This is a genomic window from Pedobacter nototheniae (genome assembly GCF_004335085.1).
In the GTDB taxonomy this organism is placed as follows: Bacteria; Bacteroidota; Bacteroidia; order Sphingobacteriales; family Sphingobacteriaceae; genus Pedobacter; species Pedobacter nototheniae.
The window spans coordinates 1-26,780 of the sequence record NZ_RQRS01000005.1 but is presented as its reverse complement, the minus strand read 5'-3'; the positions used below and the strand labels follow the sequence as shown (position 1 = coordinate 26,780).

The following is a 26,780-nucleotide window of genomic DNA, read 5'->3' as shown; positions in this document are numbered from 1 at the left end:
GCTGTTATCAATTTCCAAACACAATTTGGATAATATATTGTTAAAATAATATTAGATAACAAAATAAAATTCTTGATGAGAACATTTAAAATCTTTGTTTTAGGGCTTACTGCGAGTTTAGCCGCATGCCAATCATCAACCAATTCTGGTCACAAAAGAGATTCTATTGCAAGTATCGAATCCGGTCCGGGTAAAATTGTTAATGAGCAATTTTTAATTGTTCCGGGCACTTCAGTTGGGCAAATATCCATTGGAGAGGATATGCAGCAAGTGTCAAAAAAAATGGGTAATGCCGATGGTGGCGATGCTGCAATGGGTAAAGCTTGGGGTATTTGGTATGGTAAGGCTTTAAAGGGTGATAAAAAAGATGAGTTTGCAATTTACTCTTCTTATCGCGATAGCAATATGGTGGTAAAGGATGTTAAACAAATTAGAGTTACCTCAGCCCTTTATAAAACACAGGATGGTTTTGGAACTGGAAGAACGCTTAATGACCTTGCATTAAAATTTCCGGCGATGGAGAAAGTGTCGACATATTTAGATCAAAATCAGGATACCATTTTTATTTATGATTCGAAGCCTGATGGAATTGGGTTTGAGATCGTAAATAAGAAGAGTGTTGCCTTAACGGTACATCCAAAACGTAAATCAGTGAATGAAACTTATTTAACCCTGCACCCTGAATGGAAATTGATTAAGTAGAAAAATAAAAAGGGCAATAGATATTTCTACTGCCCTTAAAAATGACTCTTTTTTTTATTACTTAATTACCGCTTCAAAAGGCATTCTCATTTGAATACCAGATCTGGTAACCACCTTTTTCATCTGTTGGTAAATAGGATAGTTGTCGCCAAGTTCTTGTTTAGTATAATAAGTTTTAATTTTATCTGTGCTTTCAGAAAGGAAAGATTTTAAAGGATCAATCACTTCTGGATATTCTACTATTTTATAATTTTTGATATTTGCTTTTTTGGCTGCGGAAGTAATTGCATCATTAAAACTTCCAATACGATCTGCTAAACCAATTTGAACAGCATCTGTTCCAATCCAAACGTGGCCACCGCCAATGCTATCAATATAAGTTTTGCTTTTCTTTCTACCATCTGCAACGCGACTAACAAAACCACTATAAATTCTGTTTAATTCATTTTGGATGATAAACCTTTCGCTACTCGTCATCGGGCGATTTGTGCTCATAATATCTGCAAACTCACCAGTTTTAACGCCATCAAAAGTGATTCCCAGTTTGTTTGTCATTAAGTTTTGAAAATTTGGAATAATACCAAATACACCAATTGAGCCTGTAATGGTATTAGGTTGCACAAAAATGCTATCGGCAGCACAACCAATATAATAACCACCAGAAGCGGCAACATCACCAAATGAAGCAATAACAGGTTTTATTTTTTTAGTTAAAATTACCTCTCTCCAAATTACATCAGATGCCAAGGCACTGCCACCCGGAGAATTAATCCTTAAAACTATTGCTTTAATATCATCATCTAAACGGGCTTTTCTAATTGCTCTTGAAATACGTTCGGAACCTATCTCATTATCAGAACCTTCACCGCCATTAATTTCGCCATTGGCATAAATTACCGCAACTTTATCTTTGTCAGTTCCTTCACTAGTTGGGTTATTAAGAGCATAATCGTTAATAGAAATCGATCTTATATTATCTTTTTTCGATCTGCCGGAAATAGATTTTAGTTCTTCTAAAATTTCGTCTTTATATTTTAAGCCATCAACCATTTTATAGTTAAGGGCATCTTTTGGTTGCTGAATTTTATATTTATCAGCAATAACATATAAACTGTCTTTTTGTATATCTCTGGTTTGGGCAATATCTGTTAAGAAAGTGTTGTACAAACCACCTACATAAGCGGTAACCTGCTTGCGGTTATAATCACTCATTTTATCTAAAATAAATGGCTCTACAGCACTTTTATAGTTACCTACACGAATTACCTGCGCTTCAATTCCTAATTTTTCCAAAGTTCCTTTAAAGAAAGTTAACTGAGAGCTGAAACCTTTAAACTCAAGTGCACCTTCTGGATTTAAATAAACTTTATCTGCAGCCGATGCCAAATAGTAAGCACCTTGCGTGTAAACTTCGCTGTAAGAAATTATTTTTTTATGAGATTTTTTAAAGTCTATTAATGCATTTCTAACTTCACGCATGGTGGCAAAACCTGCTTGTGGACTGCTAACATTTATGTAAATACATTTAATATTGTCGTCGTTTTTTGCTCTTTTAATTGATTTAAGAATGTCATTTAAACCAATTCCATCTTTACCTTCGTTTCCAACTATTGGTAAATTGCCAAAAGAATTTTTTGGAGTACGTTCAGTAATTGGTTGATCTAAGTTCAAAAATAGTACACTGTTTTCGCTCACAGTCACCGTTTTATCCGAATTTACAGATGCTATTAATCCTACAATTATAAAAAAGAAGACTACGCAGACAATGACAATAGAAAGGAAAAAACCTAACATTGAAGCAAATAGATATTTAAAAAAATCTCTCATTTAATGTTTTAATTTTGTTTTTGTAAAGATATAAAAATACACGACGCTTAATATGGCATTAGATAGCACAATTGCTTATTTGTTACTAGGGGGGAATTTAGGAAACCGGGAAGAAAATTTACAGAAAGCTATAGTACTTTTGAATGATGAAATTGGAGAAATTGTTTCTAAATCATCAATTTATGAAACCGCTGCATGGGGTAAAACAGATCAGCCAGCATTTTTGAATCAGGCTGTAAGCATAAAAACCAATTTATCGCCACTTGAGGTGTTAAATAAAGCCCTGGATATAGAAAAAAATCTAGGTCGTGTACGTAAAGAGAAATGGGGAGAACGCTTAATTGATATTGATTTGATTCTGTTTGGCAATGAAATTATAAATATTGAAAACAAATTGCATGTGCCTCATCCTCAAATGCAATACAGGAAATTTGTAATGGAACCTATGGCAGAAATAGGAGCAGAGGTTGTTCATCCTCTTTTAGGGAAGACTATTTTAGAGATTTCTGAAAATATTGTTGACGATTTGGACGTTAAGAAATTGTAATTAATTAGATTTGTAACATGCAGGATATAAAAGATAGTCAGCCCCTGGATTTATCTTACCTCATTAAAATGGTGGGTCATAACCCAACTTTTATGATTGAGGTTTTTGATACGTTTATTGATCAGACACCAGTTTATTTAACGGAGCTGGATAGTGCTTTGGCAAACGAAGATTGGGATATGGTTGCCAATAGTGTACATAAAATAAAGCCTACCTTTAGTTATATTGGAAGAGATGATATAAAAGATTTTGTTCAAGAAATTGAGCAAAATGCCCGTAATCAGGAGAATGTAGAGGTAATTCCTGCAAATATATCCCGACTTAAGGAATTGCTTGCCCATGTTTATACACAGCTGGAAGAAGCCAAAAAAGATATTCAGGCGAAGCTATAATTCCTGCAAATTAATATTTACTTAGATAAACTTTCTACATTTCTAAAGTGTAGAAAGGATAATCCTATATACAACACTAATACAAATGGTATTGCTGCAAATTTTAAGGCTGCAATAAGGAGCGCCGATAGCATAAGGAAAATAAATTTGACCTTATTAGCTTGCCAGCTTAAATTATTAAACTTTAAGGAGAATATTTTGATTTCGCTAATTAGCAAAAAGCTGGTTATAGCAATAACCCCAATTAGTAGCATTGTAGAGTTTATAATTGAAGGATAATCTACAGCTATAAAAGGTAAAGAACATATAAAAAGTGTGTTCATTGGCGTATTTAATCCGATAAAATCTTGTGTTTGTCTTTCATCATTGTTGAATTTTGCCAAACGCAGGGCGGAGAAAATGGTGATAAAAAAGGCTAGGTAAGGGAGAAATTCGGAGGTGTAATCACTGGATTTAAGAAGTTGAAACATCACCACTCCTGGTAAAAAGCCGAAGCTCACCATATCTGCCAAAGAATCCAAATCTTTGCCAATATTCGATTTTACATTAAGTGTGCGTGCAACCATTCCATCAAAAAAATCGAAAATCCCCGAAAGGATCACAAAATAAGCTGTTATCTGTAATTCGCCTTTAAATGCAAAAACGATACCGATGCACCCAGAAAATAAGTTGGCGCAGGTTATCGCATTCGGAATATGCCTTTTCATGGTTTAAGGTATGGGGTTTAAGGTGTAAGATTTAAGCATCCGAATAGGAAACCTTTAACCTTACACCTTTAAGCTTTATCTTAGCTGTTCATCGAAATTAAGAATTCTTCGTTGCTTTTTGTGCCTTTAATTTGAGCTTGTACAAACTCCATTGCTTCCTGGCTGTTCATATCTGCAAGGTGGTTGCGTAAAATCCAAACACGTTGTAAAATATCTCTATCCAATAACAAATCATCACGGCGTGTACTTGATGCTGTAATATCAATAGCAGGGAAAATACGTTTGTTCGATAATTTGCGGTCTAATTGCAACTCCATGTTACCTGTACCTTTAAATTCTTCGAAAATAACCTCATCCATTTTAGAACCTGTATCAGTTAACGCAGTAGCCAATATAGTTAATGAACCACCGTTTTCGATATTACGTGCCGCTCCAAAGAAACGTTTAGGCTTATGTAATGCATTGGCATCAACACCACCTGATAATATTTTACCAGATGCAGGAGCAGTTGTATTGTAAGCCCTTGCTAAACGGGTAATTGAATCTAAAAGGATAACCACATCATGACCACTTTCTACCAAACGCTTAGATTTCTCTAAAACGATGTTAGCAATTTTTACGTGGCGCTCAGCTGGCTCATCAAAAGTAGAAGCAATAACTTCTGCTCTTACACTACGGGCCATATCAGTTACCTCTTCTGGACGCTCATCAATTAAAAGGATAATTAAATAAACCTCAGGGTGATTTTTAGCAATTGCGTTGGCAACCTCTTTTAATAAATTAGTTTTACCAGTTTTTGGCTGAGCAACAATTAAACCACGTTGTCCTTTACCAATCGGGGTAAACAAATCCATAATACGGGTAGAGTAATTACTGTTATCCGTAAATAAATTTAATTTTTCAGTTGGAAAAAGCGGTGTTAAATAATCAAATGGAACACGATCACGAACTTCAGCAGGTATACGGCCATTAATAGTTTCAACACGTACCAAAGGGAAATATTTTTCACCTTCTTTTGGTGGGCGAATACTTCCTTTAACAGTATCGCCAGTTTTTAAACCAAAAAGTTTAATTTGTGATTGCGATACATAAATATCATCAGGAGAAGTTAAATAGTTGTAATCCGCAGATCTTAAGAAACCATAGCCATCAGGCATAATTTCCAATACACCCTCATTGGTGATTACATTATCAAAATCTAAATTAGAATAACTGTTTTCGTTTTTGTGGTGGTTGCCACCGCCAGGTTGTTTTTGGCGGTTATCATCGCGTTGTTGTTTTTCGCGTGGCTCTTGTTTTGCAGGCTTTACTGCTGGAGATTCATTATTTTCTTCAATCAGGGCAGATATTGGCTTTACACTTTCATCTGTTTCTATAACTCTATCAGGCTGTTTCTCTGGTTGAGCTTCCTTTTTCTGCTGATGATTAGGCTCATCAAAAAGTGTAATTGAATCTCTTTCTCTTGCAATTGGAGCAGCAGGTTCATCCTTACTTAAACGTGCTCTTTTTTTAACAGGCTTTTCAGCAACAACTTTCTGAACTTTATCTGCTTTTATGGCCTTCGTTTTAGGTGCAGCGACAGCTTCAACATCTGCTTGCGGTTCTGCTGCAGGTTCATCACCCTGTTTAGCTGCATCAATAATTACTTGCTGGTGTAAAAGTACTTCAACAAGATCTATTTTTCTTAATGTATCAGCACCTTCAATGCCATAGGTTTTTGCAAGTTCACGTAATTCTGATGTGAGCTTATCATTTAATTCTGTTTTACTAAACATTTGAAATATATATGTTTCAAGAAAATTTCATTAGGTATAATTCTTATCACAGGTTATTAAGCAATCATTAAGCAGCAATTCAATTTGTTATGAATGGCAACTTCATCATGTTTTCATTGTGTGTTTATTGGCTGAATAAAGCAAAAAATGCAGTTAAAAATTGATAATAAAAGACAAGTTTTGAAGATTTTTCTGTGATATTCAGATAAACGATTGAGAAATTATGCTGCAATTGTATGTATTTGAAACGTAATCTGCAAGAGAAAGTTTAAAATGTTTAAAAAAAAAATTAAATACCTGTAAATTAATAGAGACTAAAAATTTTAAAATCTTCATATTTGCAGCAAATAAGCCCAAAATTATGACTAAACAGCAACTTTTCGATCAGATACAAAAAAAACGTTCATTTTTATGTGTTGGCCTTGATTCTTCTTTAGATAAAATTCCTCAGCACCTTTTGAAATACGAAAATCCGATTTTAGAGTTTAATAAGCAGATTATTGATGCCACAAAAGATTTATGTGTAGCCTATAAACCTAATACTGCTTTTTATGAGTGCTATGGTGCAAAAGGATGGGCAACCTTAACCGAAACATGGAAGTACATTCCAAAAGATATTTTTACCATTGCTGATGCCAAACGTGGCGATATAGGAAATACATCTGCTATGTATGCAGAAACATTTTTTAATGAATCTTCTTCAGAAATGAGTTTCGATTCCGTTACCGTTGCACCATACATGGGAAGTGATTCCGTTACGCCTTTCTTAAACTTTAAGGATAAATGGGTAATTCTTTTGGCTTTAACCTCCAATTCTGGTCATGCTGATTTCCAATTACAGCAAATAGGAGATGAGCGTTTATTTGAAAAAGTAATAAAAACTTCATCCACCTGGGCAACTGATGAGCAAATTATGTATGTAGTGGGGGCAACTAGAGGCGCAGCTTTTGGCGATGTAAGAAAATTAATTCCAAATCATTTTTTACTGGTTCCTGGTGTAGGCGCACAGGGTGGCGATTTGCAGGAAGTTTGCAAATATGGTTTGAATAATGAATGCGGCTTATTGGTTAACTCTGCCAGAGGAATTATCTACGCAAGCAAAGGCGAAGATTTTGCTGAAAGAGCCAGAGAAGAAGCCTTAAAGCTACAGCAGGAAATGGAGCAAATACTAGTTGCCGCAAATTTGGTAGGTTAACTAAATCTTATTCTTATTAATTACTAAATTATAAATTTAGAAAAGACTCAGTTCTATGCGTTCAGGGTTTATCTGTCCTGATCTGTGGTAAAACAATGAAAGCAAAAATTGATGTAAAGCTTATTGTAGCATTAGCCGGTGTCGCATTAATTTGGGGTACTACTTATTTAGGTATTCGCGTTGCTGTAAAAAGCATCCCACCATGGTATGTAACTGCAATCCGTCAAACTATTGCTTCCATTATCATTCTATTTATTCTCATCAGGCAAAAGGAATTAAAGTGGATTGGCTGGCATAGTTTAAAACGCCAACTCATTTTATCCTTATTAATGGTGGTAATTGCCAACGGCATGACAACCGTTGCAGAAAAAACAATCCCGAGTGGTTTAACATCTTTAATTAATGCAACTTCTCCATTAGCAGTTTTCTTGGGTTGCGTAGCATTACGAATTCAAAAAGCTAGTTTAAAAGGATTTATAGGAGTATTTATTGGCTTTTTAGGAATCGTTTTTATTTTTAGAGATGGCATAAACGATCTTCTGGACCCTGGTTATAGAAATGGAATTTTATCATTAGTTGTAGCGGTTACCGGTTGGACTATTGGTACAATTTACAGTAAAAAGCATAGTGGTAAAGCCGAAAATATCTTTCTAAATCTTTTCTATCAGTTTGTGTTTTCTGCAATTGTGCAGCTCGGTTTGGCATTTATTTTTTCAGGCAAAGCCGATGTCGTCTCATGGAAAACCGAAAGTATTTTAGCAACAGTTTATTTAGCCGTTTTTGGCTCTGTATTAGCCTACTTTTGTTATCATTACGCTTTAAAGAAAGTATCTGCATCCGAAGTTTCCATCCTTACTTACTTTAATACAGTAATTGCCATATTTTTAGGTTGGCTAATTTTAAATGAAGATGTTAATTTTGATTTAATTATCGCCACAGCCTTAATTATTGCAGGCGTTTTTGTAACCAACTATAAAAAGAAAACTTTAACGTAGCATAAATATTGTAGATTATAATTAATATTACATCTTGTATTATTAATTAGCTGCTCTCTTTTATGCTGTTTCCAGAAGATTTTTTACACTACGTTTGGCAATTTAGGTCGTTTGATTTTAATGAATTACAAACAACGGCAGGAGAAGAACTCAAAATTATTAATCCTGGTTTATTAAATAAAAATTCTGGTCCTGATTTTAGTAATGCGAAGATTCAAATTGGCGAAACCCTTTGGGCAGGGAATGTAGAGATTCACCTAAAATCTTCTGATTGGTTAAAGCACAACCACCAAACTGATTTAAGTTACGAAAACGTAATTTTACATGTTGTATTTGAAAACGATGAGCCTGTAAAGAGGATAAATGGTACCGTTTTGCCAGTTTTGGAATTAAAAAATCGCATCCCCAAAGCATTACAAGAAAGATACGCTGATTTATTTTTGACGTTAACTGATTTTCCTTGCGCAGCACAAATTGGAAATGTAGATAAATTTATTGTTGATTCTTTTTTATCCAGAACCCTATTAGAGCGTTTTGAACTTAAAACAAAGGCCGTTTTAGAAACGATAAGTGAATTAAATGGAAATTGGGATGAAACTTTTTATCGTTTCACTGCACGCAACTTTGGTTTTAAAGTTAATGCATTGCCTTTTGAACTTTTTGCGAAAGCTATTCCTCAAAATATATACGCAAAACATAAAGATAATGCCTTTCAAATTGAAGCGTTGGTGTTTGGTACCGCTGGCTTTTTAAACGATCAGTTTAAAGAAGAATACCCTCTAAAACTTAAAGCAGAGTTTGAGTATTTGAAAAAGAAATATAAAATTAAACCTATTGAAGTTTCTATATGGAAGTTTATGCGCATGCGGCCACAAAATTTCCCAACCATAAGGCTTGCTCAGTTTGCAGCACTAATTGTTAAAGCTAATCATTTGTTTTCTAAGGTTATGACAATGGATGATATACTTTCTTTACGCAGTTTATTTGAAGATTTGCCCGTTAACGAATACTGGAAAACACATTATCACTTTAAAAAACCGTCAATATCTGTGGCTCTTCAAATTGGAAAAACTTCTATTGACAATATATTGCTAAATACTGTGGCTTTATTTTTGTTCGCATATGGAAAACAAACCGATACCCAATTTTACATGAACAGGGCAATTAAACTATTAGAAAGTTTACCAGCCGAAAAAAATGCGATTACAGATAAGTTTATGATGGCAGGTTTAAAGATAGATCATGCTTTTGCCTCGCAAGGAGTTTTACAGTTAAAAAAACAATATTGCGACCAAAAAAAATGCTTATCTTGTGGTATTGGAATTAAAATTTTAAAACAGGCTTAAAAATGTTTCAAAGAATTATAACTTATTTTGAACAGCAAAGTTTTGGAGTATCTACTTATTTAGCTAATAAATTGAATATGAGTACGGCCAAAGTTCGTTTGTTTTTTATCTATTCATCGTTTTTAGCCGTCGGTTTTCCAATTTTATTTTATTTTCTTGCTGCAATTGTGCTCGATATTAGAACATATATGAAAAAAATGAGGCTAAGGATTTGGGAATAATTCAGCTTCACTTTACAATTGAAAGCCAAGCTATAAAATGTAAACTCCAAAATGCTAACTAAAAACTGTTAACTGATTAATTAATCATCGTCTCTTAATATTTCTGCTATTTCATTAAAGCCCTTTTCGGCAGCTAAATCTGCGGGTAATTTTCCACCTTCCATGCGTAGGGTTACTTCAGCACCATGCTCTAACAAAAGAATAATTAATTCTATGTTTCCTAACTGAGCCGCAGTATGTAATGGAGCCAAGCCAGCTTTTTGACAAACATTTGGATATGCACCATTATCCAATAACATTTTTGTAATGTTAAAATTATTAGATGCCACTGCAGAATGAATCGGAAACACGTTAAAGCCATTTTTAGAAGCCAGGTTAACATCCGCACCTTTTAGTACCAGGTATTTGGCTAAATCTTCATGTCCAAAATAACAAGCCAAACCCAACGGGGTAAATCCATCGTCAGAATAATCGTTAATAGAATCTGGTTTTTGAAAAATTAATGAAGTTGCAACATCAAATTTGCCTACGGCACAAGCCTCAAATAGCGTTAAATCATCTGTAAATTCTGTTATTAAATTAGCTATATCCTGCTTTTTATAGTAGCAAGCTAATAATAAAGGCGAAATACGATGTGAAGTAAGTGTATTGGCTAAAGCAGGTTTGTTAATTAAAATATCTTTAACGGCCTGTAAATTACCAGCTTCAATCTGTTCTTCGAGCTGCGTTATATCCATGTTAAGCAATTTATTAGTTAACAAATAAAATGAAACCATTGTGATTTTCAAAATTATACGACGAAATAAAAAATCATCATCACTTTATTAACTCTAAGAAACAATAATATGCAAATGCAAAATAGGGGAGCATAAAAAATCCCGTTTCATCTCTCCAGATCAAACGGGATAAACCTAAAACAAAATCCGTCTCATTTGAATAAAACGTAACAACTATCATGTTGTATAATTAATAGACAAGCCTTGTTTACAATAGTTTAAATGAAATTTAAAATTATTTAAAGAAAAAGATCATCAACAGATACAACTATATATTTTATATTTGTTTTTTAATAAACATTAGGATAGAAAATGTCGGTAAGGGGTAACCAGTTTAAAACCAATACATTCAGGGATAAAAATGCTGAAAATGCATCTGGCAGAGCTACTTCAAGCCGCCAACCAAAAGAGAAAAGAGAGTATTTGCCAAATTTTGATCTGGCAGACGGTCGTGCAATCAAGATTATAGGATTATTTTTCGTTATACTTTCATTATACTTTTTAATTGCATTTACGTCGTATTTATTTACATGGCAAGATGACCAGAGTTATGTAATTGACGCTAATGGCGGATGGAAAAATCTATTTAAAACCGCCGATGAATTGAAAGATACGGGGGTAACTACGCCTGTTGTTCAAAACTGGCTTGGTAAATTTGGAGCATTACTTTCTCATCAATTTATTTATGAGTGGTTTGGTATTGCATCATTCTTATTTGTACTTGCCTTTTTTATTATTGGTTATAGATTGCTTTTTAAAGTTAAGATTCTATCCATCTCAAAAACTTTAGGTTACAGTTTTTTCTTTTTGCTTTTTTTATCTTTTACATTCGGTTTTGCACACAGTTTCTGGTCTGAATCTCCACACTATTTAGAAGGAGAATTTGGTTATTGGAGCAATAAATTACTAGCTGCACAAGTTGGCGCAGCTGGGGTAGCGGGCTTAATTGCTTTTGCAGGTTTAACCATTCTGATTGTTGCTTACAATATCGACTTTAAAATTCCGGAACGAAAAAAGCCTGAATTTGTAGAACCAGAAGTGCCTGATAATATTGAAATTGTTAGAGAAAAACCTTCAGAGCCTGTAGAGTTTTCTGTGCCTGGCAAACCTTCAGCTAATAATGAGCGTAAACCTCAAAATGTAGTTTTAAGGCCAAACCGTTACGAAGAACAAGAAAAAGAGGAAGAAGAAGATCTTATCCCTCCAGTGGTTTTATCACCATTATCTACAAATTTGCCCATTACTCCTGTGGCTACTGCTGCGGCAGCATCGTTGCCCTTAGATGTAGCACCTCCAATTGAAGAAGAAAAGGAAGAACCAACTTTTACCATAGAAAAAACTGAAGAAGAAATTAAATCTGATGATTTGGTGGAACAGTTTGGTAATTATGATGAAAAGTTAGATTTATCTGGTTATAAATATCCGCATATAGATTTACTTGAAAATTATGGTACCAACAAAATTTCAGTAAATGCAGAAGAACTGGAAGCCAACAAGAATAAGATTGTTGAAACCCTTAATCACTATAACATCGAAATTGATAAGATTAAGGCAACAATTGGCCCAACAGTAACGCTTTATGAAATTATTCCTGCACCAGGCGTAAGAATTTCTAAAATTAAAAACCTGGAAGATGATATTGCCCTTTCATTAGCTGCATTAGGGATTCGTATTATTGCACCAATGCCAGGAAAGGGTACAATTGGTATCGAGGTGCCAAATCAGCACCCAGAAATGGTAGCCATGAGAAGTATTTTAAATACCGATAAATGGGCCCAAAATACAATGGATTTGCCTATAGCTTTAGGAAAAACAATTAGCAATGAAGTTTATATAGCTGATTTAGCTAAAATGCCTCACTTATTAGTTGCCGGAGCAACAGGTCAAGGTAAATCAGTTGGTATTAATGCTATTTTAGTTTCCTTATTATTTAAAAAACACCCCGCACAGTTAAAATTTGTATTGGTGGATCCTAAAAAGGTAGAATTAACCTTATTTAATAGGATTGAGCGCCACTTTTTGGCAAAACTTCCTGGAGAAGCTGATGCAATTATTACAGATACCAAGAAAGTTGTAAACACCCTAAATTCACTTTGTATTGAAATGGATCAACGTTATGATTTGTTAAAAGATGCACAGGTAAGAAATTTAAAGGAGTATAACGATAAGTTTGTTAAACGTAAGCTTAACCCAAATAATGGTCACCGCTTTTTACCTTTCATTGTTTTAGTGGTTGATGAATTTGCAGATTTAATGATGACGGCCGGGAAAGAGGTTGAAGCGCCAATAGCCCGTTTAGCGCAGTTGGCACGTGCCATTGGTATTCACCTGGTTTTAGCTACGCAGCGCCCATCCGTTAATATTATTACAGGTACCATTAAAGCCAACTTCCCGGCGAGGTTAGCTTTTAGGGTTTTATCTAAAATAGATTCGCGTACCATTTTAGATAGTGGTGGTGCAGATCAGTTAATTGGTCGTGGAGATATGCTTTTATCTACAGGAAGCGACTTAATCAGGCTACAGTGTGCTTTTGTTGATACACCAGAGGTTGATCGTATTTCTGAATATATTGGTAACCAACGCGGTTATTCAGATGCCTATCAATTGCCAGAATATATTGATGAAAATGGCGAAGGAAATAAGGCCGACTTTGATCCTGATGAACGTGATAAATTATTTGAAGAGGCTGCAAGACTGATTGTTACACATCAGCAAGGTTCTACTTCCCTTATACAGCGTAAAATGAAATTAGGCTATAACAGGGCCGGAAGAATTATCGATCAATTGGAAGCTGCAGGTATTGTTGGTCCTTTTGAAGGTAGTAAAGCCCGTGAGGTTTTATACCCTGATGAATATTCTTTGGAACAGTTCTTGAATAGTTTAAACAACAAAGATTAATAGCCTATTAAACTAAAAGGCATTTATCGACTCTAAGTTTCAAAAAGAAAATTAAAAAAGAAAAGATGAAGAAATTAATTTCAGCATTAATGGTTGTAGTTGCTTTTACAACATCAACTTATGCTCAAACTGATGCAAAGGCTAAAGCTATTTTAGCTGAGGTAAGTAAAAAATATAAATCATACAATGTTGTTAAAACTGATTTTACCTTTACTTTAGATAATCCTAAAGCTAAAGTTAAAGAAACACAACAAGGTACTTTATATGTTAAAGCAAACTCTAATAAGTATAAAGTAGCCATGACAAACCAAGAGTTGTTTAGCGATGGTAAAAGCCAGTGGACATACTTAAAAAAGGATAAAGAAGTACAAGTAAGTAATGTGGATAATAGTGGCGATGCTATTAACCCTGCAAAAATATTTACTGTTTACGAAAAAGGCTTTAAATACCTTTACACAGGTGAAGAAAAAGTGGGTGGTAAAACTTATCAAATGATAGATTTATCGCCAATTGATGCTAAAAAGGCAATCTTTAAAATTCGTTTAAGTATTGATAAAACAGCTAAACAAATTGCTAATGTAGTTTTATTTGACAAAAACGGAAATAAATACACTTATAACGTAAAAACCTTTTCTCCTAACGTTAACGTGCCAGAAACTACTTTTGCCTTTGATGCAAAAAAATATCCTGGTGTGGAAGTTGTAGATTTAAGATAACGAAATCTGGAAACAGAATTAAAAAGGTTCGGCATTTGTCGAACCTTTTTTGTTTTATATCATTATTGCCATGGTAAATTTATTTAAAAAGCTTTGATATACCTAGTTACCAAGATATTAACGTTATAAAGTAAATAGATAATTTTTTCCTATTCTATTTATGAATGCTCCCTATATTTCTCTAAGTTTGTTTGATGACTTTGCCAATAACCAATCATACTTTAGAAAAGCTCGAACAGCTGTTGCTAGCTATGGGATATAAGGTTAGATATGAGAAGGGGAATTTTAAAACAGGCTCGTGCTTGTTAGAACACAATAAAGTTATTGTAGTTAATAAATTTTCCAACCTTGAAGGTAAGATAGCTGCTTTAATTGCACTGGTAAAACAAACCAATGCAGACGAGAATTTGTTTGATGATAAGCAAAAGCAATTTTATTTATCATTGCAGCAGATGGAGTTGTTTTAAATAAGCATCAAAGCAAACCACTAACAAAACATAATCAATAATAGAGCCTTGATGAAAGTTACTTTTTTAGGAACAGGCACTTCGCAGGGGGTACCCGTAATTACATGTAAGTGCGAAGTTTGCCAATCTACAGATAAGCGAGATAACCGTTTAAGAACTTCTGTTTTGGTAGAACTGGCAGATAAAACTATTGTAATTGATAGCGGCCCTGATTTTCGTTACCAGCTTTTGCGTGCAAAAGTACAAGACTTGGATGCGGTGCTTTTTACCCATGAACATAAAGATCATATTGCGGGATTAGATGATATTAGGCCTTTTAATTATTTACTGCATAAGGTTATTGATGTTTATGCAACAGAACGTGTTCAGGAAGCTTTAAAAAGAGAATTTCAATATATTTTTGCTGAAACTAAATACCACGGATTGCCACAAATTAATTTGCATAATGTTGTAAATGGAACGGATTTTAAAATTGGATCGCATCTTATTAAACCGTTTGAAGTACTGCATTACCGTTTACCTATTACTGGCTACAGAATTGGAGATTTTACTTACATAACAGATGCAAAAACACTTGCTGATGAATCGGTAGAAACCATAAAAGGAAGCAAAATTTTGGTCCTTAATGCTTTACAAAAAGAACCACATATTTCTCACTTTACTTTAGATGAAGCAATAGCTTTTGCAGAAAGGATTGGAGCAGAAAAAACTTACCTAACACATATTAGTCATAACCTAGGCTTACACGAAGAAGTAGAAAAGGATTTGCCGTCAAATATCCGCCTGGCTTATGATGGTTTAACCGTTGAAATATAATTGCAGATTTTTCAAAATCATCATTCTCAAATCCAAAATTAAATTATATTTGCAGCACTTACCCAGGTGGCGAAATTGGTAGACGCACCAGCTTGAGGGGCTGGCGCCTGTATGGGTGTGGGAGTTCGAATCTCCTCTTGGGTACCGGATGTTAAATTTATGGATGCAATTATCTGTTTATAAGATAATTGCATTCTTTTTTTTTATGAAATTCTATCTTTGAACACGATAATAGACTATTTTTAATTATCTGATAAGCAATGGTTTGTTTATTTTTTTTAGTATCCCTGATTGGTATCTGTAAATTATTGATATTAAGTGTTTTATGTGTAGCCATTTGATATTCAGTTGTTCAAACAGCATCTGCTTGTCCCTACTAAAACACATTTTTATTTCGACTTGCCGACGGACGATTTTTAGTCTTTATAATTTGATCTTCTTCGATATCAAGCACGTCTTTAAAGAAGACTTCCACGGCAAGTCGGGCGACCAAATTTAAGAAAGGCTTCTCGTCCTCATGAACAATCCTATCCTCATTGCCGGGATGGTTTGGGATTCGCTTAGCTAGTCTTTTAGGAGGATTCATTAATTGGTCTATTTTGAATGATAAATGAAGTTAGAATTACAGCATTAGTTGAATATTTAGTTCATGTTAATTATACTTTCTGTCAAACTGATTACAACTAATAATAGTGGAACACATCCATAATTTCAAATGCAGAACAAATCCATAAGGTATTTTTTAAGCAAATTGAATAGCTTCTGACGGAATAAAGTTAGTCCGTTGAGGTGTCAAAGTTGTTAATTTTGATCGGAAACGTATGCTCACTTTTAGAATAATCCCAATAAAAAGTTATAAACGTTAAAATTTAACAGATTTATGTTTTTTATGGGCGAATATTAGATGTTTTTCATTTTAGTATTGTATTTTTGTGTTAACAATTAACGGAATTATCATGTTGATAAGATTAGTGTTTAATAATTTTCTTTCTTTTAAAGAGGAAACAGAGTTCAATCTATTACCCAATAAATCCCAACGCCTACCTCATCATAAGCTTTCGCATAATGGAGTTGATTTTTTGAGGATGAGTGCCATCTACGGAGCTAATGGTTCGGGAAAATCGAACATGGTTAAAGCGGTCGCTAATTTAGAAAAGTACATCGCTGAAGGGAAAGTACCGGAAAATGTATCAGATAGTAAATTCAAATTGAGTCCATCTAATATTGATTTACCTATTTCAATTGGTGTAGAGTTTTTTGCAAAGGGTAAAATTTATTATTATGCAATAACATTCGATAATAACCTTGTGCTCGAAGAATCTTTATCTGAGAGTAAGAAGGATAGAGACGAGTTAATTTATCGAAGGAGTAATTTAGGAGAGAAACAAGAAGTGATTTTTTTTGAAGGTTATGCGTCTGATCCTAAAAATAATTTATTTACACAGGTGTTACAGGAAAAGTTGCTTGGAAAAAATGAATTGTTGTTAAGCTTCTTGAATGATAAGTATAAAGAGGACTTTGATGATGTAGCTGTTGTTTATGATTGGTTTGATAACACCTTGGTCATCGTTGGTGCCGATGCAATTGTCGAAGGAATACCGCATGTGTTGGATAAGTACGATGAGTTGATCAATTTTGCGAATGAACTTATTCCAACGTTAAGCATAGGTATTAAGAACATAAGTGTTAAGAAACAGCCTTTCGAGGATGTTATAGTGGAGAAGAAGTTAAAGAGTTTTACAAAGATTATTGAGGATTTAAAAAAGAATCCAAATTCAGTTTCTGTTTTATCCAATAGGTCCACGGGTGAGCAACTAGCGATTTCTTTGGAAAATGAAGAGCTAATAGCAAAAAGTGTGGTAGCTAAACACTTAAATGATTTAGGTGAATCCATTGAGTTTCCTATGATACTGGAATCTGATGGCACCAAAAGATTAATCGAATACATCCCCGCCTTGTTTGGTATTATTGAAGAAGAAAGAGTTTTTTTGATTGATGAAATTGAGCGAAGCATTCATCCAAAGACCATAAAGGAAATCATCACAAAAATTTCCCTTGATCTCAGAGTGAAGGGACAATTGATTTTTACTACTCATGAATCATGCCTTTTGGATCAAGATATCCTTCGAACCGATGAAATCTGGTTTGCACAAAAATCTATCGATGGGGCTTCAAGATTATATCCATTGAGTGATTTTAATGTTCACCATACCGCAAATATCGAAAATGGTTATCTTAACGGGAGGTTTGGAGGTATCCCATTTTTATCAAATCTACAAGACTTAAACTGGCACAAATATGCAATATCTGAGTAGAAAAAGAATTTATCAAAAACAAGATCCTGCAAAGGATGCGAAAAAGATTTATATATTTTGTGAGGGGGCTGTAAGAGAGGTTGCTTATTTGAAGTATTTTAAAGGTCTCTCAAGCAATATAGATATTGTTCCAATTCCGCCATTTGAAGATAAGTCAGATCCTGAAAAATTAAAGCAATATGCTTCATTGCTTTTCTTTGGTGATAATGAAAACGGTGTATTGCCCACTTATAAAATTAGTAAAGAATTCAAAGACGAGATTTGGTTTGTGATTGATACCGATCTATGGGAGGAACATGGGAAGATTGATATTTTAAGGGATTTTTGTTCGGTCCAGAATTCCAAGCATTATTGCTGGCAAGTTGCGCAAAGCAACCCTTGTTTCGAAATATGGTTATTGTATCATCTTCAAGCTGCAAAGCCTACTGAAGATCAAGTTAATAAAGCCTCTAGTTTTAAGGAGTATGTCGCATCATGCGTATCGGGGGGTGTCGATGTGAGGAAAATTCCAATTCATCTAGAGGCTGCCATTAAAAATTCCTTGACCAATTTTGATTTAGATAAAGAAAATAAGGTTGGTTTATTTTCAACTGAAATGCATAACCTTGGGGCGATAATACTTTCGTTCGTTGGGGAACAGTTGATCAAGGCAGAAAAAATGATGGTTGAGGCTCAACCAAAACAATAATTATTGGTTGCCTTTATATTCGACTCCCAGTTCAGAAAGGATGGTCTAGCCTATGCCAAGATTATCTGCTTTTTGAGTCATATCGATATCAAATGATGCTTTGGGTGGTGGATTGTATATTTTAGTAAATTATCCACTATATTTCGTTCCAAACTGTCCTACCAGATCATAGCGTTTTTCTTTTAAAAACAGTTTAATGAATATTAATTGGTTTGCCAACTTTTTTGTTCTAATATAATCTTCGCAACGTGTGCTTGATGAAAATTTGAAAATTTTTTATGAATCCTTTTCGTTCCAAATCCTCAATTATAGGCTCTATAAGCAATAAAAAATAGTTTAAATTCAAAAAGTATCCTACTAAACGGTACTACAGAAAATTTCCTTTTTAGGGAGTTTTCTATCCAATATATTTGATTTTTTATTAAATTGCGCTATGAATAAAAAGGGTTGTCTTCCTCCTCCTTAATATTAATAATAACCACCGTATAGTGATGCTTTTGCAGCTATACATTTAGTTTATTTATTAATATTTAATCCATGTTCTTTAAAGGACGTGCAGACAATTCATTTATGAAAAAATCATATTTGGTATTACATTTTGCTGTAATACTAGCTGGCTTTACTGGTATTTTCGGTAAGCTTATATCCCTAAATGAGGGACTTCTTGTTTGGTATCGTGTATTTTTCTCTTCAATTATACTGTTAATAGTTTTAAAGCTATTTAAGGTTAGAAATAACACAGGTTTAAAAGAAAGATTTGATATTGCAAAAATTGGACTTTTCCTCACCGTACACTGGCTGTTCTTTTACGCGAGTATTAAGTACTCAAATATTTCTATAGGTGTAGTGTGTTATTGCCTTACCAGTTTTTTTACTGCGGTTTTTGGTCCTGTAATTAACAGGCAGAAGTTCAATTTTACTGAGCTGTTATTGAGTTTACTTACCTTATTTGGCATTGCACTAATATTCCATTTCGATTCTTCCTATCAATTTGGAATAGTTCTTGGCGTAATATCTTCAGCTTTTGCGGCCTTATACACCGTTTATAATGAGCAGCTTGTTAGAAAATACGACAGCAGGATTATAAATTATTACCAGATGATTGGTGGCACTATTGGACTAGGCATTCTTCTTCCCGTCTACATTCATTTTTTCCCTGTATTATCTTTTATCCCTAGTTTTAAAGATACCGCATATCTTTTGCTACTGGCTTCTTTTTGTACCGTAGGACTGTACATATTATTTGCCGAATCTTTAAAGCGGATATCAGCATTTACAGTAAATTTAAGCTTTAATCTGGAGCCTGTATACGCTATTATACTTGCCTTTTTGTTTTTTAATGAGAGTAAGGAATTAAATATTTCCTTTTATATTGGTTTGTTGTTTGTAATCGCTTCGGTTGTGTTGCAAACCATTTTTTCGCTTAAGCATTCTCCCAAAGAAACTGAATCATTAACTTAAAAGGCATCATTAAACAGTCTTCTCAGGGTTATTAAATCCTGAGAAGACTATTGATAAAGATTTACATCATTATTGTAGCTGAAGATTACTACAACCAAGTTTCCTTTTGTTGAATTGATTCCGTTTAAATAGAATTTCTGGATAGGATTTCCTTTTTTACATCGTTGTAATTCTTCCACATTAAAAAAAATGTAAATAAGAAAAGCAACGGCATAAAAGAGAAAAAATTTATTCCTTTTTTTAAAGTGATAAATATTCCTGCTATAACCATTAAGCCGAAAATAACGCAATAGGAGTAAAATATGGTTTTGCGCTTTATTTTTTCTGCGTTAAGTTCTTCTAACGTATATTCTGTAAGTGTTTTAGCTTTTGACATGAGTTGCGTTTTTTTTTCAAAAATAGTAAACACGGGCAGACTTCAAAATAAAATGGCAAGAAAAAACAGGATACTAGCTTGATATTGGTGAATACTAAAGCTTTTTGCTTTTTGAAACATTTAGTATTGCCAATGTATTTGGCATTCGCCATTTAAGTTCTGCTATTACCGTTGCCATAAAAATTAAGCCGCCACCAACCAATAAACGAGCAGTTATTTCTTCACCTAAAATAAAATGCGCAGCTATAGCTCCAAAAACAGGTTCGAAAAGATATATAATTGATACCCTTTCTGCGCTGATGTACTTTTGCGAAATATTGGAAATGGTATACATATAAGCTGTCGAAAATAAAGCACAAAAGATAATGCCTATCCAAAAATTATCTTGCTGCGGTATCCAAGTGCTTTCACCTTGCATAAGCGTTATTATAAACGTTAAAGTAGCGCAGGTTGCAAACATGGGTACTATGGTAGGGATAATATCTCTTGTGGCCGATGTTTTCTCGATTTGAATTAAATATAAAGCAAAAGAAAAAGCCCCGGCAACAGTGTATAAATCGCCAATACCGATACTAAAGTTTTTATTAATAGATATTATAAACAAACCCGTTAGTGCTGTAAAGGCTGCTATCCATATTTTTAAGGCTGCAGATTTTCGGTACAAGGCCAGCTTAAGCACGGGGATAATTACAACGGTTATTCCTGCTACAAAAGAACATTGTGATGCAGAAGTATGTGTAAGGCCAAGTGTTTGTAAATAAATGCCAAGCAACAGGGGTAGGGCTAAACCTGCACCCGTTTTAATGGTGTTAAAGTTGAGGCTTTTTACATGTTTCCAAAAAATACCAGATAAAACCAAGGTAGCAAGTGTAAACCTATAGAATAAGAATAAAGCATATTGATTATCTCCAATGGCGAGTTTGGTTACCGAAAAGGAAATCCCCCAGAAAGCAGTACCCAATACTAAAAGGGCCATAAAAATATTCCTTTTTTCCATTAAGATGCTTTTAAATTATCAGCATTACTCAATACCTTTTTCATCATCAAATCTGTTTGTTCATCATCGCCCAACCAAAACGCATGCTTATCAAATGTGATAAAACCGTTTTTTTCATAAAACCTTTTTGCTCGATGGTTTTCTTCCCACACACCAAGCCATACATAAGATGCATTAATTGCATGGGCAAGTTCAATGGCTTTTTGGTAAAGCATTTGACCAACCTTTTTGCCATGAAATTCTTTTAAAACATAAATGCGCTCAATTTCAAAAGCACCGTCATTTAGGGTTTCAGTTTGTGCGTTACCAACGTTTATTTTTAAATATCCAATCACTTTTTCCCCATTCATAGCAAAATAAATTTCAGAATCTGGATTGCTAAGCTCTGCCGTTAACTTATCTATCGAAAAACTTTGTTCAAGATAATTGCGCATATTTTCCTCACTATTTTCATGCGCAAAAGTTTCACTAAATGTTGTTCTGCCTATTTCCTGGAGTTTGCTTATATCCTCAAGCATTGCTTGTACAATTGTGATGGTTTCCATGGCACGAATGTAACAAGACTACAAATGTTATAAAATGCTATTTTTTCATTTATTAATGCATAATTTGCATTAATGGATCTTCAACGAATCAAATATTTTTTAGCCCTTTCAAATCAGCTTCATTACTGGAAAACAGCAGAAAAGGTTAATATTACACAGTCTGCACTTACCCGACAAATTCAAGCTCTTGAAAATGAATTAGGATTGCAGCTTTTTGAGCGAAATAAAAGGAATGTAAAACTTACACCTGCGGGCAAATTTTTAAAAGAAAAGTGGGAGATAGAATTAAGTGAACTGGATTATATTCATCAGTTTGCTAAACAAATACATCTTGGCGAACGTGGAACAGTTACTATTGCACATCCTGATTCTATTTCTGCATCTATTATGCCAGATATTCTGGATAAGATTACTCAAGCTTTTCCTCAACTTCAAATTAAATTAGTACAGGTTTTGTATGAAAATCAGTTGGAATTTTTAAAGAATTATAAAATTGATTTAGCCATTACTAGAGATATTAATAGTGCGCCTGGTATAAAAGCCAGAAAACTATACGCCGATAATTTAGCCTTACTGGTTCCTGAAGAACATGCTTTTAAAGTTATTGCAGATTTATCTTCAGAAAAGCTTAAAAAAGAAAAATTTATTCTGCCAACAAAAGATGGTGGTAGCAGCTATAGCGATATTATACAGGCATTTTTTAAATCTTATGATTTTGTGCCAGATGTATTTCTCCATTCAGAATTTGGCTCTACAATTATTGCCCTGGTAAGAAAGGGCTTAGGCATAGCCATTTTGCCCGATTCTTATGTACACCATCAAAGCCCCGGGCTTCGGTTTATTCCATTGCCTTTTAAAACTGATCTTTTTATTAATTGGAGAGCCGACGATCATAATCCTGTGCTTTCTAATATTTTGGATTTAGTGCTGGAATATTAGAGAAAATATTATCTCCTTTAATAAAAAGGGAGCCTTGAATATTCAAAGCTCCCTTTTTATTAAAATTATATCGCAATGGTGGATAATATAATTCCTTATTTTTAAAAAGTAACAAATTTAACCCCAAGGCTATACCACCGGGAAGGAAGGGGGATAGTACCAATTTCAAAATATTGAGTATTAAAAATGTTTTGTGCATCAAGGTAAATTGTAAACCTGTTGATAGATTGGCTAATTCTGAAATCATTAATCCAATAGGATGGACCTGACATTCTTTGGTTGAAACGTGTAGCAAACAACACTGAAAAATTTGAATATTTAAAATCTACCGTATTAGTTACCTGATGTTTTAATGATGATAACTGATATTTTGAAGCAATGCTTTCATTCATGTTTTTAAACTTAGAGTTTAGGTAAGAATAAGCAAGGTTAATATTCAATTTAGCATTATCGTTAAGTTCAAAGTTATAGTTTGTTCTTAAATTAATGCCTTTGGTAATCATTGAGCCTACATTATTTGCTTGCCACGGGTCTGTAGCCACAACTCTTGTCCAATCAATAAACTTATCTATCTGCCTGTAAAAAGCACTCGCATTAAAGGTAAAATTCCTTTTTAAAGCCTTTAAGCCTAGTTCACTTTGAAATGCGTTTTCTGGTGCCACATCAGGGTTGCCAATATTACCAGGGCGTTGGCTTAAATAAAGATCCGTAAAAGAAGGAATCCGCTGACTAGTACCCACATTACCAACTATTTTAAAAGCATCGGTTACGGCATAACTTGCATCCAAACCAGGATATATTTGCCACTTGTAAGATGAGTTATAGTTAATGTATGTACCTGCATTAACGTTTAACTTCGGAAGCAAATTTGTTCGGTACTGGGCATAAATCCCCAGGTTTTCTCGTTGATGTTTACCAATATTTGATGAATTAATATCCTCGCTTCTAACTTCTGCACCCAAGCCCAATTCGCCCGTGTTATTTTTGTAAGTGCTGGTAACCTCGGCGGCAACAGAGTTTGTAGAGTGTTTACTAATACCCGCATTTGGGTTAACATTGCCATAATAACGATAATTATCAAAGCTATATCTATAGCTCAATCTTGGCATTAAAATCCATTTATCAGATAGTTTATGGGTAGATTGTAAAGCAGCAAGAGTTGTTTGAACGGTTTCCATAGAGTTTTTATCACTCGGTGCGGCATAAAAACCATTGGCACCAAATTCATTCTCGGTATAACCAAAAGATGCAGCTAACTCATTGGCATCATCAAACTGGAAATTTCCCTGATAAAAAACTTTTGTATTATCAAATTTGGTGTTATAACGGTATCCATTGCTTTTATCACGTGAGCCAAATAATGAATGCTGATGGTTTTTTTTGCTTAAAACCGCACCTAACTGTACACCAGCGCTGTAAAATGTTTTCCCTGTTCCTTCAATATCCTTTTCAAAGTTTGAGCCTGCATGCGTATCCACAAGCACACCAGATTTTACTGGCTTTTTAGTGATGATGTTAATGGCTCCAGTTAAACTATTTATACCATAAATTCTGGCTGCTGGCCCCCTAATAATTTCTATGCGCTCAATAGCCTCAACCGGAATAGGTAAATTAAGCATGTTATGCGCCGTTTGCGAATCAATTATTTTAGTGCCATTAAGCAATACAACAGTCTGTTCAAAACTACCACCATCTATACTAATATCTGCCTGACCACCAAACGGACCTCTTTGTCTTAAATCAACCCCGTTGGCATATTGTAGCAATTCCTGAATCGTTCTGCCAGGTAGTTTGGCAATTGTTGTCTTATCAATGATATAAACATTTCTGTTTTGCTTAGAAATTGGGGTACTAAACCCATTCTCATTAATTACTACATCTTTAATGGTAATAACGCTATCCTGCCTTTGCTGAGCATAAATGTTTACACTTAAAAGCAGTAATAATACAAAGTAAATTTTTTTCATTCTTTAAATTTTGCACAAAAGTATTACCTTGCCGTACCACTTAAGTATGCCAGTTTAAAGAAAATGGATAGTCCGGTTCAAATTCCTTTCCAAAGTTTCGTTCAGCTCAAGTCCGATGATTCTACAGCCATTTATTTACAAATTGTATTTGAGTTTATTAAAGCTATTCAATTAGGTCTGCTTCCTGAGGGTACTAAATTGCCAGGTACACGCATTTTGTGTAAAATATTATCAATAAATAGAAATACGCTTATTAAAGCTTTACAGGAGCTAGAATCACAAGGTTTTATAGAAATTTTACCCAGTAAGGGCACATTTATATTATCAGATCAAAAACATGATAACAGAACCAGAGCATTAGCCATTGCAACCAAAACACTGCCTGTTAATAGCAATGCGTTTGTTTTTAATCGCTCATCTCTACTCGAAAACCCCATTGAAATTAGTGAATTATCGTTGCAATTTAACGATGGCTTGCCAGATGCCAGGCTTATTCATACCGATGTATTAGCCAGGTTGTATGTTTCTAAACTTAAAGGACAAAAAAATAGAAAGTTTTGGGCAAAGGTTACTTTAGAAAGCCATTTAGATTTAAAAAAGCAGTTTTCTAATTTTTTGAACTTAACTAGAAGTCTCAGAATTTCAGAATTAAACCTGATGACAACGACCAACCATGAAATTAGTTTATACCTACTTTTTAAATTACTAATTAGCAATGGAGATAAAGTGGTGGTTGGTTCGCCTAGTTATTACTTATCTAACATGACTATTTTAGATAGCGGGGCAGAAATTATATCTGTTCCTGTTGATGAAGAGGGGATAGATACAGAATATTTACAGAGGATTTGTGAGCAACAGACCATCAGGATACTCTACCTAACCTCGGTTTATCATTATCCTAACACTGTTTTATTAAGTGCAAAAAGACGCATTCAAATCCTTGATTTAGCCCTTCAATATGGTTTTATTATTATAGAAGATGATTATGATTTTGATTGCCATTTCGATAATAATCCAATATTACCATTGGCTGCTATGGATACAAACGGTTGTGTGGTGTACGTTGGCTCTTTAGCCAGATCCCTGCCTGCAGGTTTTGGGTATGGTTTTGTTTCAGCACCTGCGCCCTTAATAATAGAGTTAGAAAAACATCAGAATATCCTCGAATCTGCTAAGGATGTAACAAAAGAGCAGGTTTTGGCAGATTGGATTAAGGAAGGAGAAATTCATCGTCTTTTAAAAAAGAATAAGAGAATTTATAAAGAACGGAGGGATTATTTTGCGCTTTTACTCGATGAAAAACTAAAAGGAAAAGTTAAATTTCGAATCCCTGCCCGTGGTTTGGCTTTGTGGGTAGAGTGGCTAGAGAAACCCAACTTAATTAAATTGCAAAAAAAGTGTGCCGAAAATGGATTATTCCTCCCCAAAACTATACTTTATCAAACTAAAAACATGACAGCCACACGGCTAGGCTTTGGTAGTTTTGATAAAGAAGAAATGGAAGAGGTTGTAAATATTTTAAGTAGTGCTATAAATAATTTAACCCATTAAATTACAATCTCCCTAAGTTTTGTTTTTATAAATCTCTACGCTTAATTTCTTTTTTCAGCTCTTTCCAGCTATTAATATTGATAATTAAAACCGGCAACAAAGCAATAGGAACTATGGTTACTGCACTGAAACCATTTTTTAGGCATGTAATAGTGTTTACTGTAAATAAAACTATTAAAACCCCAGTAAAAACCAAGGTAAGTCCTTTAGCCTTTTTTTCGTTTTTAATAAGCTCTTCATTGCTAATTCCAGCTAGTTTATTATCAGTCATTTTGTTTTAGGTGATTAGTTAATTTAGATTTACAAACCAGGAATATCTTTATTGCCAGTGGCAACGAAAATAGGAAGAACAATTTAAATAAATCTTAATTGTAGTTAGAAATTTTAGTGTGGAGATGTGCAGATAAGATCGAGAATAGATGTAGACTCTAAACAGGGTCTGTTCAATAAACTGTGTCATTGATTAAATCTGTCCTCAAAAAATATAGCAATTTGTGCTTGCATAATTTTCCATCCAGTCACAGGATTTATCCATCCATTTCTATGATTAATAAATACAAG

The 26,780-nt window shown here is 34.1% G+C and carries 26 protein-coding genes and 1 tRNA gene; 17 read left to right on the top strand and 10 right to left on the bottom strand.

Annotated elements, in window-relative coordinates; translation table 11 throughout:
* Positions 1-75 precede the first annotated feature (75 nt).
* Positions 76-702: a hypothetical protein gene (locus tag EHC72_RS06045; protein ID WP_131536781.1), complete on the top strand. Its 627-nt coding sequence runs from the start codon at positions 76-78 to the stop codon at positions 700-702.
* A 57-nt stretch (positions 703-759) separates the two neighbouring features.
* Here the strand turns inward: EHC72_RS06045 and sppA are convergent, their stop codons facing one another.
* Entirely contained in the window at positions 760-2,529 is a 1,770-nt protein-coding gene (gene sppA, locus EHC72_RS06040; RefSeq protein WP_131536780.1) for a signal peptide peptidase SppA, read from the bottom strand.
* 52 nt (positions 2,530-2,581) lie between these two features.
* On the opposite strand from sppA, the gene folK reads away from it, so the two are divergent.
* A complete protein-coding gene (gene folK, locus EHC72_RS06035) occupies positions 2,582-3,076 on the top strand; it encodes a 2-amino-4-hydroxy-6-hydroxymethyldihydropteridine diphosphokinase (RefSeq protein WP_131536779.1) in 495 nt (164 codons plus the stop codon).
* 17 nt (positions 3,077-3,093) lie between these two features.
* Positions 3,094-3,468, top strand: coding sequence for an Hpt domain-containing protein (locus tag EHC72_RS06030; RefSeq protein WP_131536778.1), 375 nt, complete (start codon positions 3,094-3,096; stop codon positions 3,466-3,468).
* 17 nt (positions 3,469-3,485) lie between these two features.
* Here the strand turns inward: EHC72_RS06030 and pssA are convergent, their stop codons facing one another.
* Together pssA and rho are read right to left on the bottom strand one after the other, a co-directional pair.
* Positions 3,486-4,175, bottom strand: coding sequence for a CDP-diacylglycerol--serine O-phosphatidyltransferase (gene pssA / locus EHC72_RS06025; RefSeq protein ID WP_131536777.1), 690 nt, complete (start codon positions 4,173-4,175; stop codon positions 3,486-3,488).
* An 80-nt stretch (positions 4,176-4,255) separates the two neighbouring features.
* Positions 4,256-5,950 (bottom strand): transcription termination factor Rho, encoded by a 1,695-nt coding sequence (gene rho / locus EHC72_RS06020; RefSeq protein ID WP_131536776.1) that lies wholly within the window; start codon positions 5,948-5,950, stop codon positions 4,256-4,258.
* Positions 5,951-6,311: 361 nt separating this feature from the next.
* Here rho and pyrF point away from each other — a divergent pair, with 361 nt between their 5' ends.
* The 4 genes from pyrF (at position 6,312) to EHC72_RS23030 (ending at position 9,707) form a co-directional block, all read left to right on the top strand.
* Positions 6,312-7,145: an orotidine-5'-phosphate decarboxylase gene (pyrF, locus tag EHC72_RS06015; protein WP_131536775.1), complete on the top strand. Its 834-nt coding sequence runs from the start codon at positions 6,312-6,314 to the stop codon at positions 7,143-7,145.
* A 95-nt stretch (positions 7,146-7,240) separates the two neighbouring features.
* Complete coding sequence (locus tag EHC72_RS06010; RefSeq protein ID WP_131536774.1) at positions 7,241-8,140, top strand: DMT family transporter; 900 nt, start codon at positions 7,241-7,243, stop codon at positions 8,138-8,140.
* A gap of 62 nt (positions 8,141-8,202) precedes the next feature.
* Positions 8,203-9,486, top strand: a complete 1,284-nt coding sequence (locus EHC72_RS06005; protein WP_131536773.1) for a DUF2851 family protein — start codon at positions 8,203-8,205, stop codon at positions 9,484-9,486.
* Between the two features lie 2 nt (positions 9,487-9,488).
* Positions 9,489-9,707, top strand: a complete 219-nt coding sequence (locus EHC72_RS23030) for a PspC domain-containing protein (protein WP_131536772.1) — start codon at positions 9,489-9,491, stop codon at positions 9,705-9,707.
* Positions 9,708-9,787: 80 nt separating this feature from the next.
* Here EHC72_RS23030 and EHC72_RS05995 read toward each other — a convergent pair whose 3' ends face one another.
* A complete protein-coding gene (locus EHC72_RS05995; RefSeq protein WP_131536771.1) occupies positions 9,788-10,444 on the bottom strand; it encodes an ankyrin repeat domain-containing protein in 657 nt (218 codons plus the stop codon).
* A 351-nt stretch (positions 10,445-10,795) separates the two neighbouring features.
* On the opposite strand from EHC72_RS05995, the gene EHC72_RS05990 reads away from it, so the two are divergent.
* From EHC72_RS05990 to EHC72_RS05970, 5 genes are all read left to right on the top strand, one after another.
* Positions 10,796-13,381 carry an FtsK/SpoIIIE family DNA translocase gene (locus EHC72_RS05990; protein ID WP_131536770.1) on the top strand — a complete coding sequence of 862 codons (2,586 nt, stop codon included), beginning with the start codon at positions 10,796-10,798 and terminating at the stop codon, positions 13,379-13,381.
* 65 nt (positions 13,382-13,446) lie between these two features.
* Entirely contained in the window at positions 13,447-14,097 is a 651-nt protein-coding gene (locus EHC72_RS05985; RefSeq protein ID WP_131536769.1) for a LolA family protein, read from the top strand.
* Between the two features lie 194 nt (positions 14,098-14,291).
* Complete coding sequence (locus tag EHC72_RS05980; protein WP_131536768.1) at positions 14,292-14,564, top strand: hypothetical protein; 273 nt, start codon at positions 14,292-14,294, stop codon at positions 14,562-14,564.
* A 51-nt stretch (positions 14,565-14,615) separates the two neighbouring features.
* Complete coding sequence (locus tag EHC72_RS05975; protein ID WP_131536767.1) at positions 14,616-15,380, top strand: MBL fold metallo-hydrolase; 765 nt, start codon at positions 14,616-14,618, stop codon at positions 15,378-15,380.
* Positions 15,381-15,440: 60 nt separating this feature from the next.
* A tRNA-Leu gene (locus EHC72_RS05970) sits at positions 15,441-15,524 on the top strand.
* 232 nt (positions 15,525-15,756) lie between these two features.
* On the opposite strand, the gene EHC72_RS05965 is transcribed toward EHC72_RS05970, so the two are convergent.
* The gene (locus tag EHC72_RS05965; protein WP_131536766.1) at positions 15,757-15,966 is read right to left on the bottom strand and encodes a hypothetical protein; all 210 of its coding nucleotides are present in this window, start codon (positions 15,964-15,966) and stop codon (positions 15,757-15,759) included.
* A 370-nt stretch (positions 15,967-16,336) separates the two neighbouring features.
* Between EHC72_RS05965 and EHC72_RS05960 the strand changes: the two genes are divergently transcribed.
* From EHC72_RS05960 to EHC72_RS05950, 3 genes are all read left to right on the top strand, one after another.
* Complete coding sequence (locus tag EHC72_RS05960) at positions 16,337-17,695, top strand: AAA family ATPase (protein ID WP_131536765.1); 1,359 nt, start codon at positions 16,337-16,339, stop codon at positions 17,693-17,695.
* Positions 17,679-18,383 (top strand): RloB family protein, encoded by a 705-nt coding sequence (locus tag EHC72_RS05955; protein ID WP_131536764.1) that lies wholly within the window; start codon positions 17,679-17,681, stop codon positions 18,381-18,383. Before EHC72_RS05960 ends, EHC72_RS05955 begins: the two co-directional genes overlap by 17 nt.
* A 570-nt stretch (positions 18,384-18,953) precedes the next feature.
* Complete coding sequence (locus EHC72_RS05950) at positions 18,954-19,844, top strand: DMT family transporter (RefSeq protein ID WP_131536763.1); 891 nt, start codon at positions 18,954-18,956, stop codon at positions 19,842-19,844.
* A gap of 124 nt (positions 19,845-19,968) precedes the next feature.
* Here EHC72_RS05950 and EHC72_RS05945 read toward each other — a convergent pair whose 3' ends face one another.
* From EHC72_RS05945 to EHC72_RS05935, 3 genes are all read right to left on the bottom strand, one after another.
* Positions 19,969-20,220, bottom strand: a complete 252-nt coding sequence (locus EHC72_RS05945) for a hypothetical protein (RefSeq protein WP_131536762.1) — start codon at positions 20,218-20,220, stop codon at positions 19,969-19,971.
* Between the two features lie 94 nt (positions 20,221-20,314).
* Positions 20,315-21,217 carry a DMT family transporter gene (locus tag EHC72_RS05940; RefSeq protein WP_131536761.1) on the bottom strand — a complete coding sequence of 301 codons (903 nt, stop codon included), beginning with the start codon at positions 21,215-21,217 and terminating at the stop codon, positions 20,315-20,317.
* Positions 21,217-21,762, bottom strand: coding sequence for a GNAT family N-acetyltransferase (locus EHC72_RS05935; RefSeq protein WP_131536760.1), 546 nt, complete (start codon positions 21,760-21,762; stop codon positions 21,217-21,219). The genes EHC72_RS05940 and EHC72_RS05935 overlap by 1 nt, the downstream gene beginning before the upstream one ends.
* 72 nt (positions 21,763-21,834) lie before the next feature.
* Between EHC72_RS05935 and EHC72_RS05930 the strand changes: the two genes are divergently transcribed.
* On the top strand, positions 21,835-22,701 hold the full coding sequence (locus EHC72_RS05930) for a LysR family transcriptional regulator (RefSeq protein WP_131536759.1): 867 nt from the start codon (positions 21,835-21,837) through the stop codon (positions 22,699-22,701).
* A 101-nt stretch (positions 22,702-22,802) separates the two neighbouring features.
* Here EHC72_RS05930 and EHC72_RS05925 read toward each other — a convergent pair whose 3' ends face one another.
* Complete coding sequence (locus tag EHC72_RS05925; RefSeq protein ID WP_131536758.1) at positions 22,803-24,668, bottom strand: TonB-dependent receptor plug domain-containing protein; 1,866 nt, start codon at positions 24,666-24,668, stop codon at positions 22,803-22,805.
* Positions 24,669-24,731: 63 nt separating this feature from the next.
* Between EHC72_RS05925 and EHC72_RS05920 the strand changes: the two genes are divergently transcribed.
* Positions 24,732-26,219, top strand: coding sequence for an aminotransferase-like domain-containing protein (locus EHC72_RS05920; protein ID WP_131536757.1), 1,488 nt, complete (start codon positions 24,732-24,734; stop codon positions 26,217-26,219).
* A 25-nt stretch (positions 26,220-26,244) separates the two neighbouring features.
* Here the strand turns inward: EHC72_RS05920 and EHC72_RS05915 are convergent, their stop codons facing one another.
* A complete protein-coding gene (locus EHC72_RS05915) occupies positions 26,245-26,490 on the bottom strand; it encodes a redox-active disulfide protein 2 (protein WP_131536756.1) in 246 nt (81 codons plus the stop codon).
* Positions 26,491-26,780 lie beyond the last annotated feature (290 nt).

Bases quoted from the DNA above. Each gene is read 5' to 3' on its own strand.
- folK (WP_131536779.1), top strand. From the start codon at position 2,582: ATGGCATTAGATAGCACAATTGCTTATTTGTTACTAGGGGGGAATTTA.
- sppA (WP_131536780.1), bottom strand. From the start codon at position 2,529: ATGAGAGATTTTTTTAAATATCTATTTGCTTCAATGTTAGGTTTTTTC.
- EHC72_RS05960 (WP_131536765.1), top strand. From the start codon at position 16,337: ATGTTGATAAGATTAGTGTTTAATAATTTTCTTTCTTTTAAAGAGGAA.
- EHC72_RS05945 (WP_131536762.1), bottom strand. From the start codon at position 20,220: ATGTCAAAAGCTAAAACACTTACAGAATATACGTTAGAAGAACTTAAC.
- EHC72_RS06010 (WP_131536774.1), top strand. From the start codon at position 7,241: ATGAAAGCAAAAATTGATGTAAAGCTTATTGTAGCATTAGCCGGTGTC.
- EHC72_RS06005 (WP_131536773.1), top strand. From the start codon at position 8,203: ATGCTGTTTCCAGAAGATTTTTTACACTACGTTTGGCAATTTAGGTCG.
- EHC72_RS05985 (WP_131536769.1), top strand. From the start codon at position 13,447: ATGAAGAAATTAATTTCAGCATTAATGGTTGTAGTTGCTTTTACAACA.
- EHC72_RS06045 (WP_131536781.1), top strand. From the start codon at position 76: ATGAGAACATTTAAAATCTTTGTTTTAGGGCTTACTGCGAGTTTAGCC.
- EHC72_RS05950 (WP_131536763.1), top strand. From the start codon at position 18,954: ATGAAAAAATCATATTTGGTATTACATTTTGCTGTAATACTAGCTGGC.
- EHC72_RS06030 (WP_131536778.1), top strand. From the start codon at position 3,094: ATGCAGGATATAAAAGATAGTCAGCCCCTGGATTTATCTTACCTCATT.
- EHC72_RS05915 (WP_131536756.1), bottom strand. From the start codon at position 26,490: ATGACTGATAATAAACTAGCTGGAATTAGCAATGAAGAGCTTATTAAA.
- EHC72_RS05980 (WP_131536768.1), top strand. From the start codon at position 14,292: ATGACTTTGCCAATAACCAATCATACTTTAGAAAAGCTCGAACAGCTG.
- EHC72_RS05935 (WP_131536760.1), bottom strand. From the start codon at position 21,762: ATGGAAACCATCACAATTGTACAAGCAATGCTTGAGGATATAAGCAAA.
- EHC72_RS05955 (WP_131536764.1), top strand. From the start codon at position 17,679: ATGCAATATCTGAGTAGAAAAAGAATTTATCAAAAACAAGATCCTGCA.
- rho (WP_131536776.1), bottom strand. From the start codon at position 5,950: ATGTTTAGTAAAACAGAATTAAATGATAAGCTCACATCAGAATTACGT.
- EHC72_RS05975 (WP_131536767.1), top strand. From the start codon at position 14,616: ATGAAAGTTACTTTTTTAGGAACAGGCACTTCGCAGGGGGTACCCGTA.
- EHC72_RS05940 (WP_131536761.1), bottom strand. From the start codon at position 21,217: ATGGAAAAAAGGAATATTTTTATGGCCCTTTTAGTATTGGGTACTGCT.
- EHC72_RS05965 (WP_131536766.1), bottom strand. From the start codon at position 15,966: ATGAATCCTCCTAAAAGACTAGCTAAGCGAATCCCAAACCATCCCGGC.
- pyrF (WP_131536775.1), top strand. From the start codon at position 6,312: ATGACTAAACAGCAACTTTTCGATCAGATACAAAAAAAACGTTCATTT.
- EHC72_RS05920 (WP_131536757.1), top strand. From the start codon at position 24,732: ATGGATAGTCCGGTTCAAATTCCTTTCCAAAGTTTCGTTCAGCTCAAG.
- EHC72_RS05925 (WP_131536758.1), bottom strand. From the start codon at position 24,668: ATGAAAAAAATTTACTTTGTATTATTACTGCTTTTAAGTGTAAACATT.
- EHC72_RS05930 (WP_131536759.1), top strand. From the start codon at position 21,835: ATGGATCTTCAACGAATCAAATATTTTTTAGCCCTTTCAAATCAGCTT.
- EHC72_RS05990 (WP_131536770.1), top strand. From the start codon at position 10,796: ATGTCGGTAAGGGGTAACCAGTTTAAAACCAATACATTCAGGGATAAA.
- EHC72_RS23030 (WP_131536772.1), top strand. From the start codon at position 9,489: ATGTTTCAAAGAATTATAACTTATTTTGAACAGCAAAGTTTTGGAGTA.
- EHC72_RS05995 (WP_131536771.1), bottom strand. From the start codon at position 10,444: ATGGATATAACGCAGCTCGAAGAACAGATTGAAGCTGGTAATTTACAG.
- pssA (WP_131536777.1), bottom strand. From the start codon at position 4,175: ATGAAAAGGCATATTCCGAATGCGATAACCTGCGCCAACTTATTTTCT.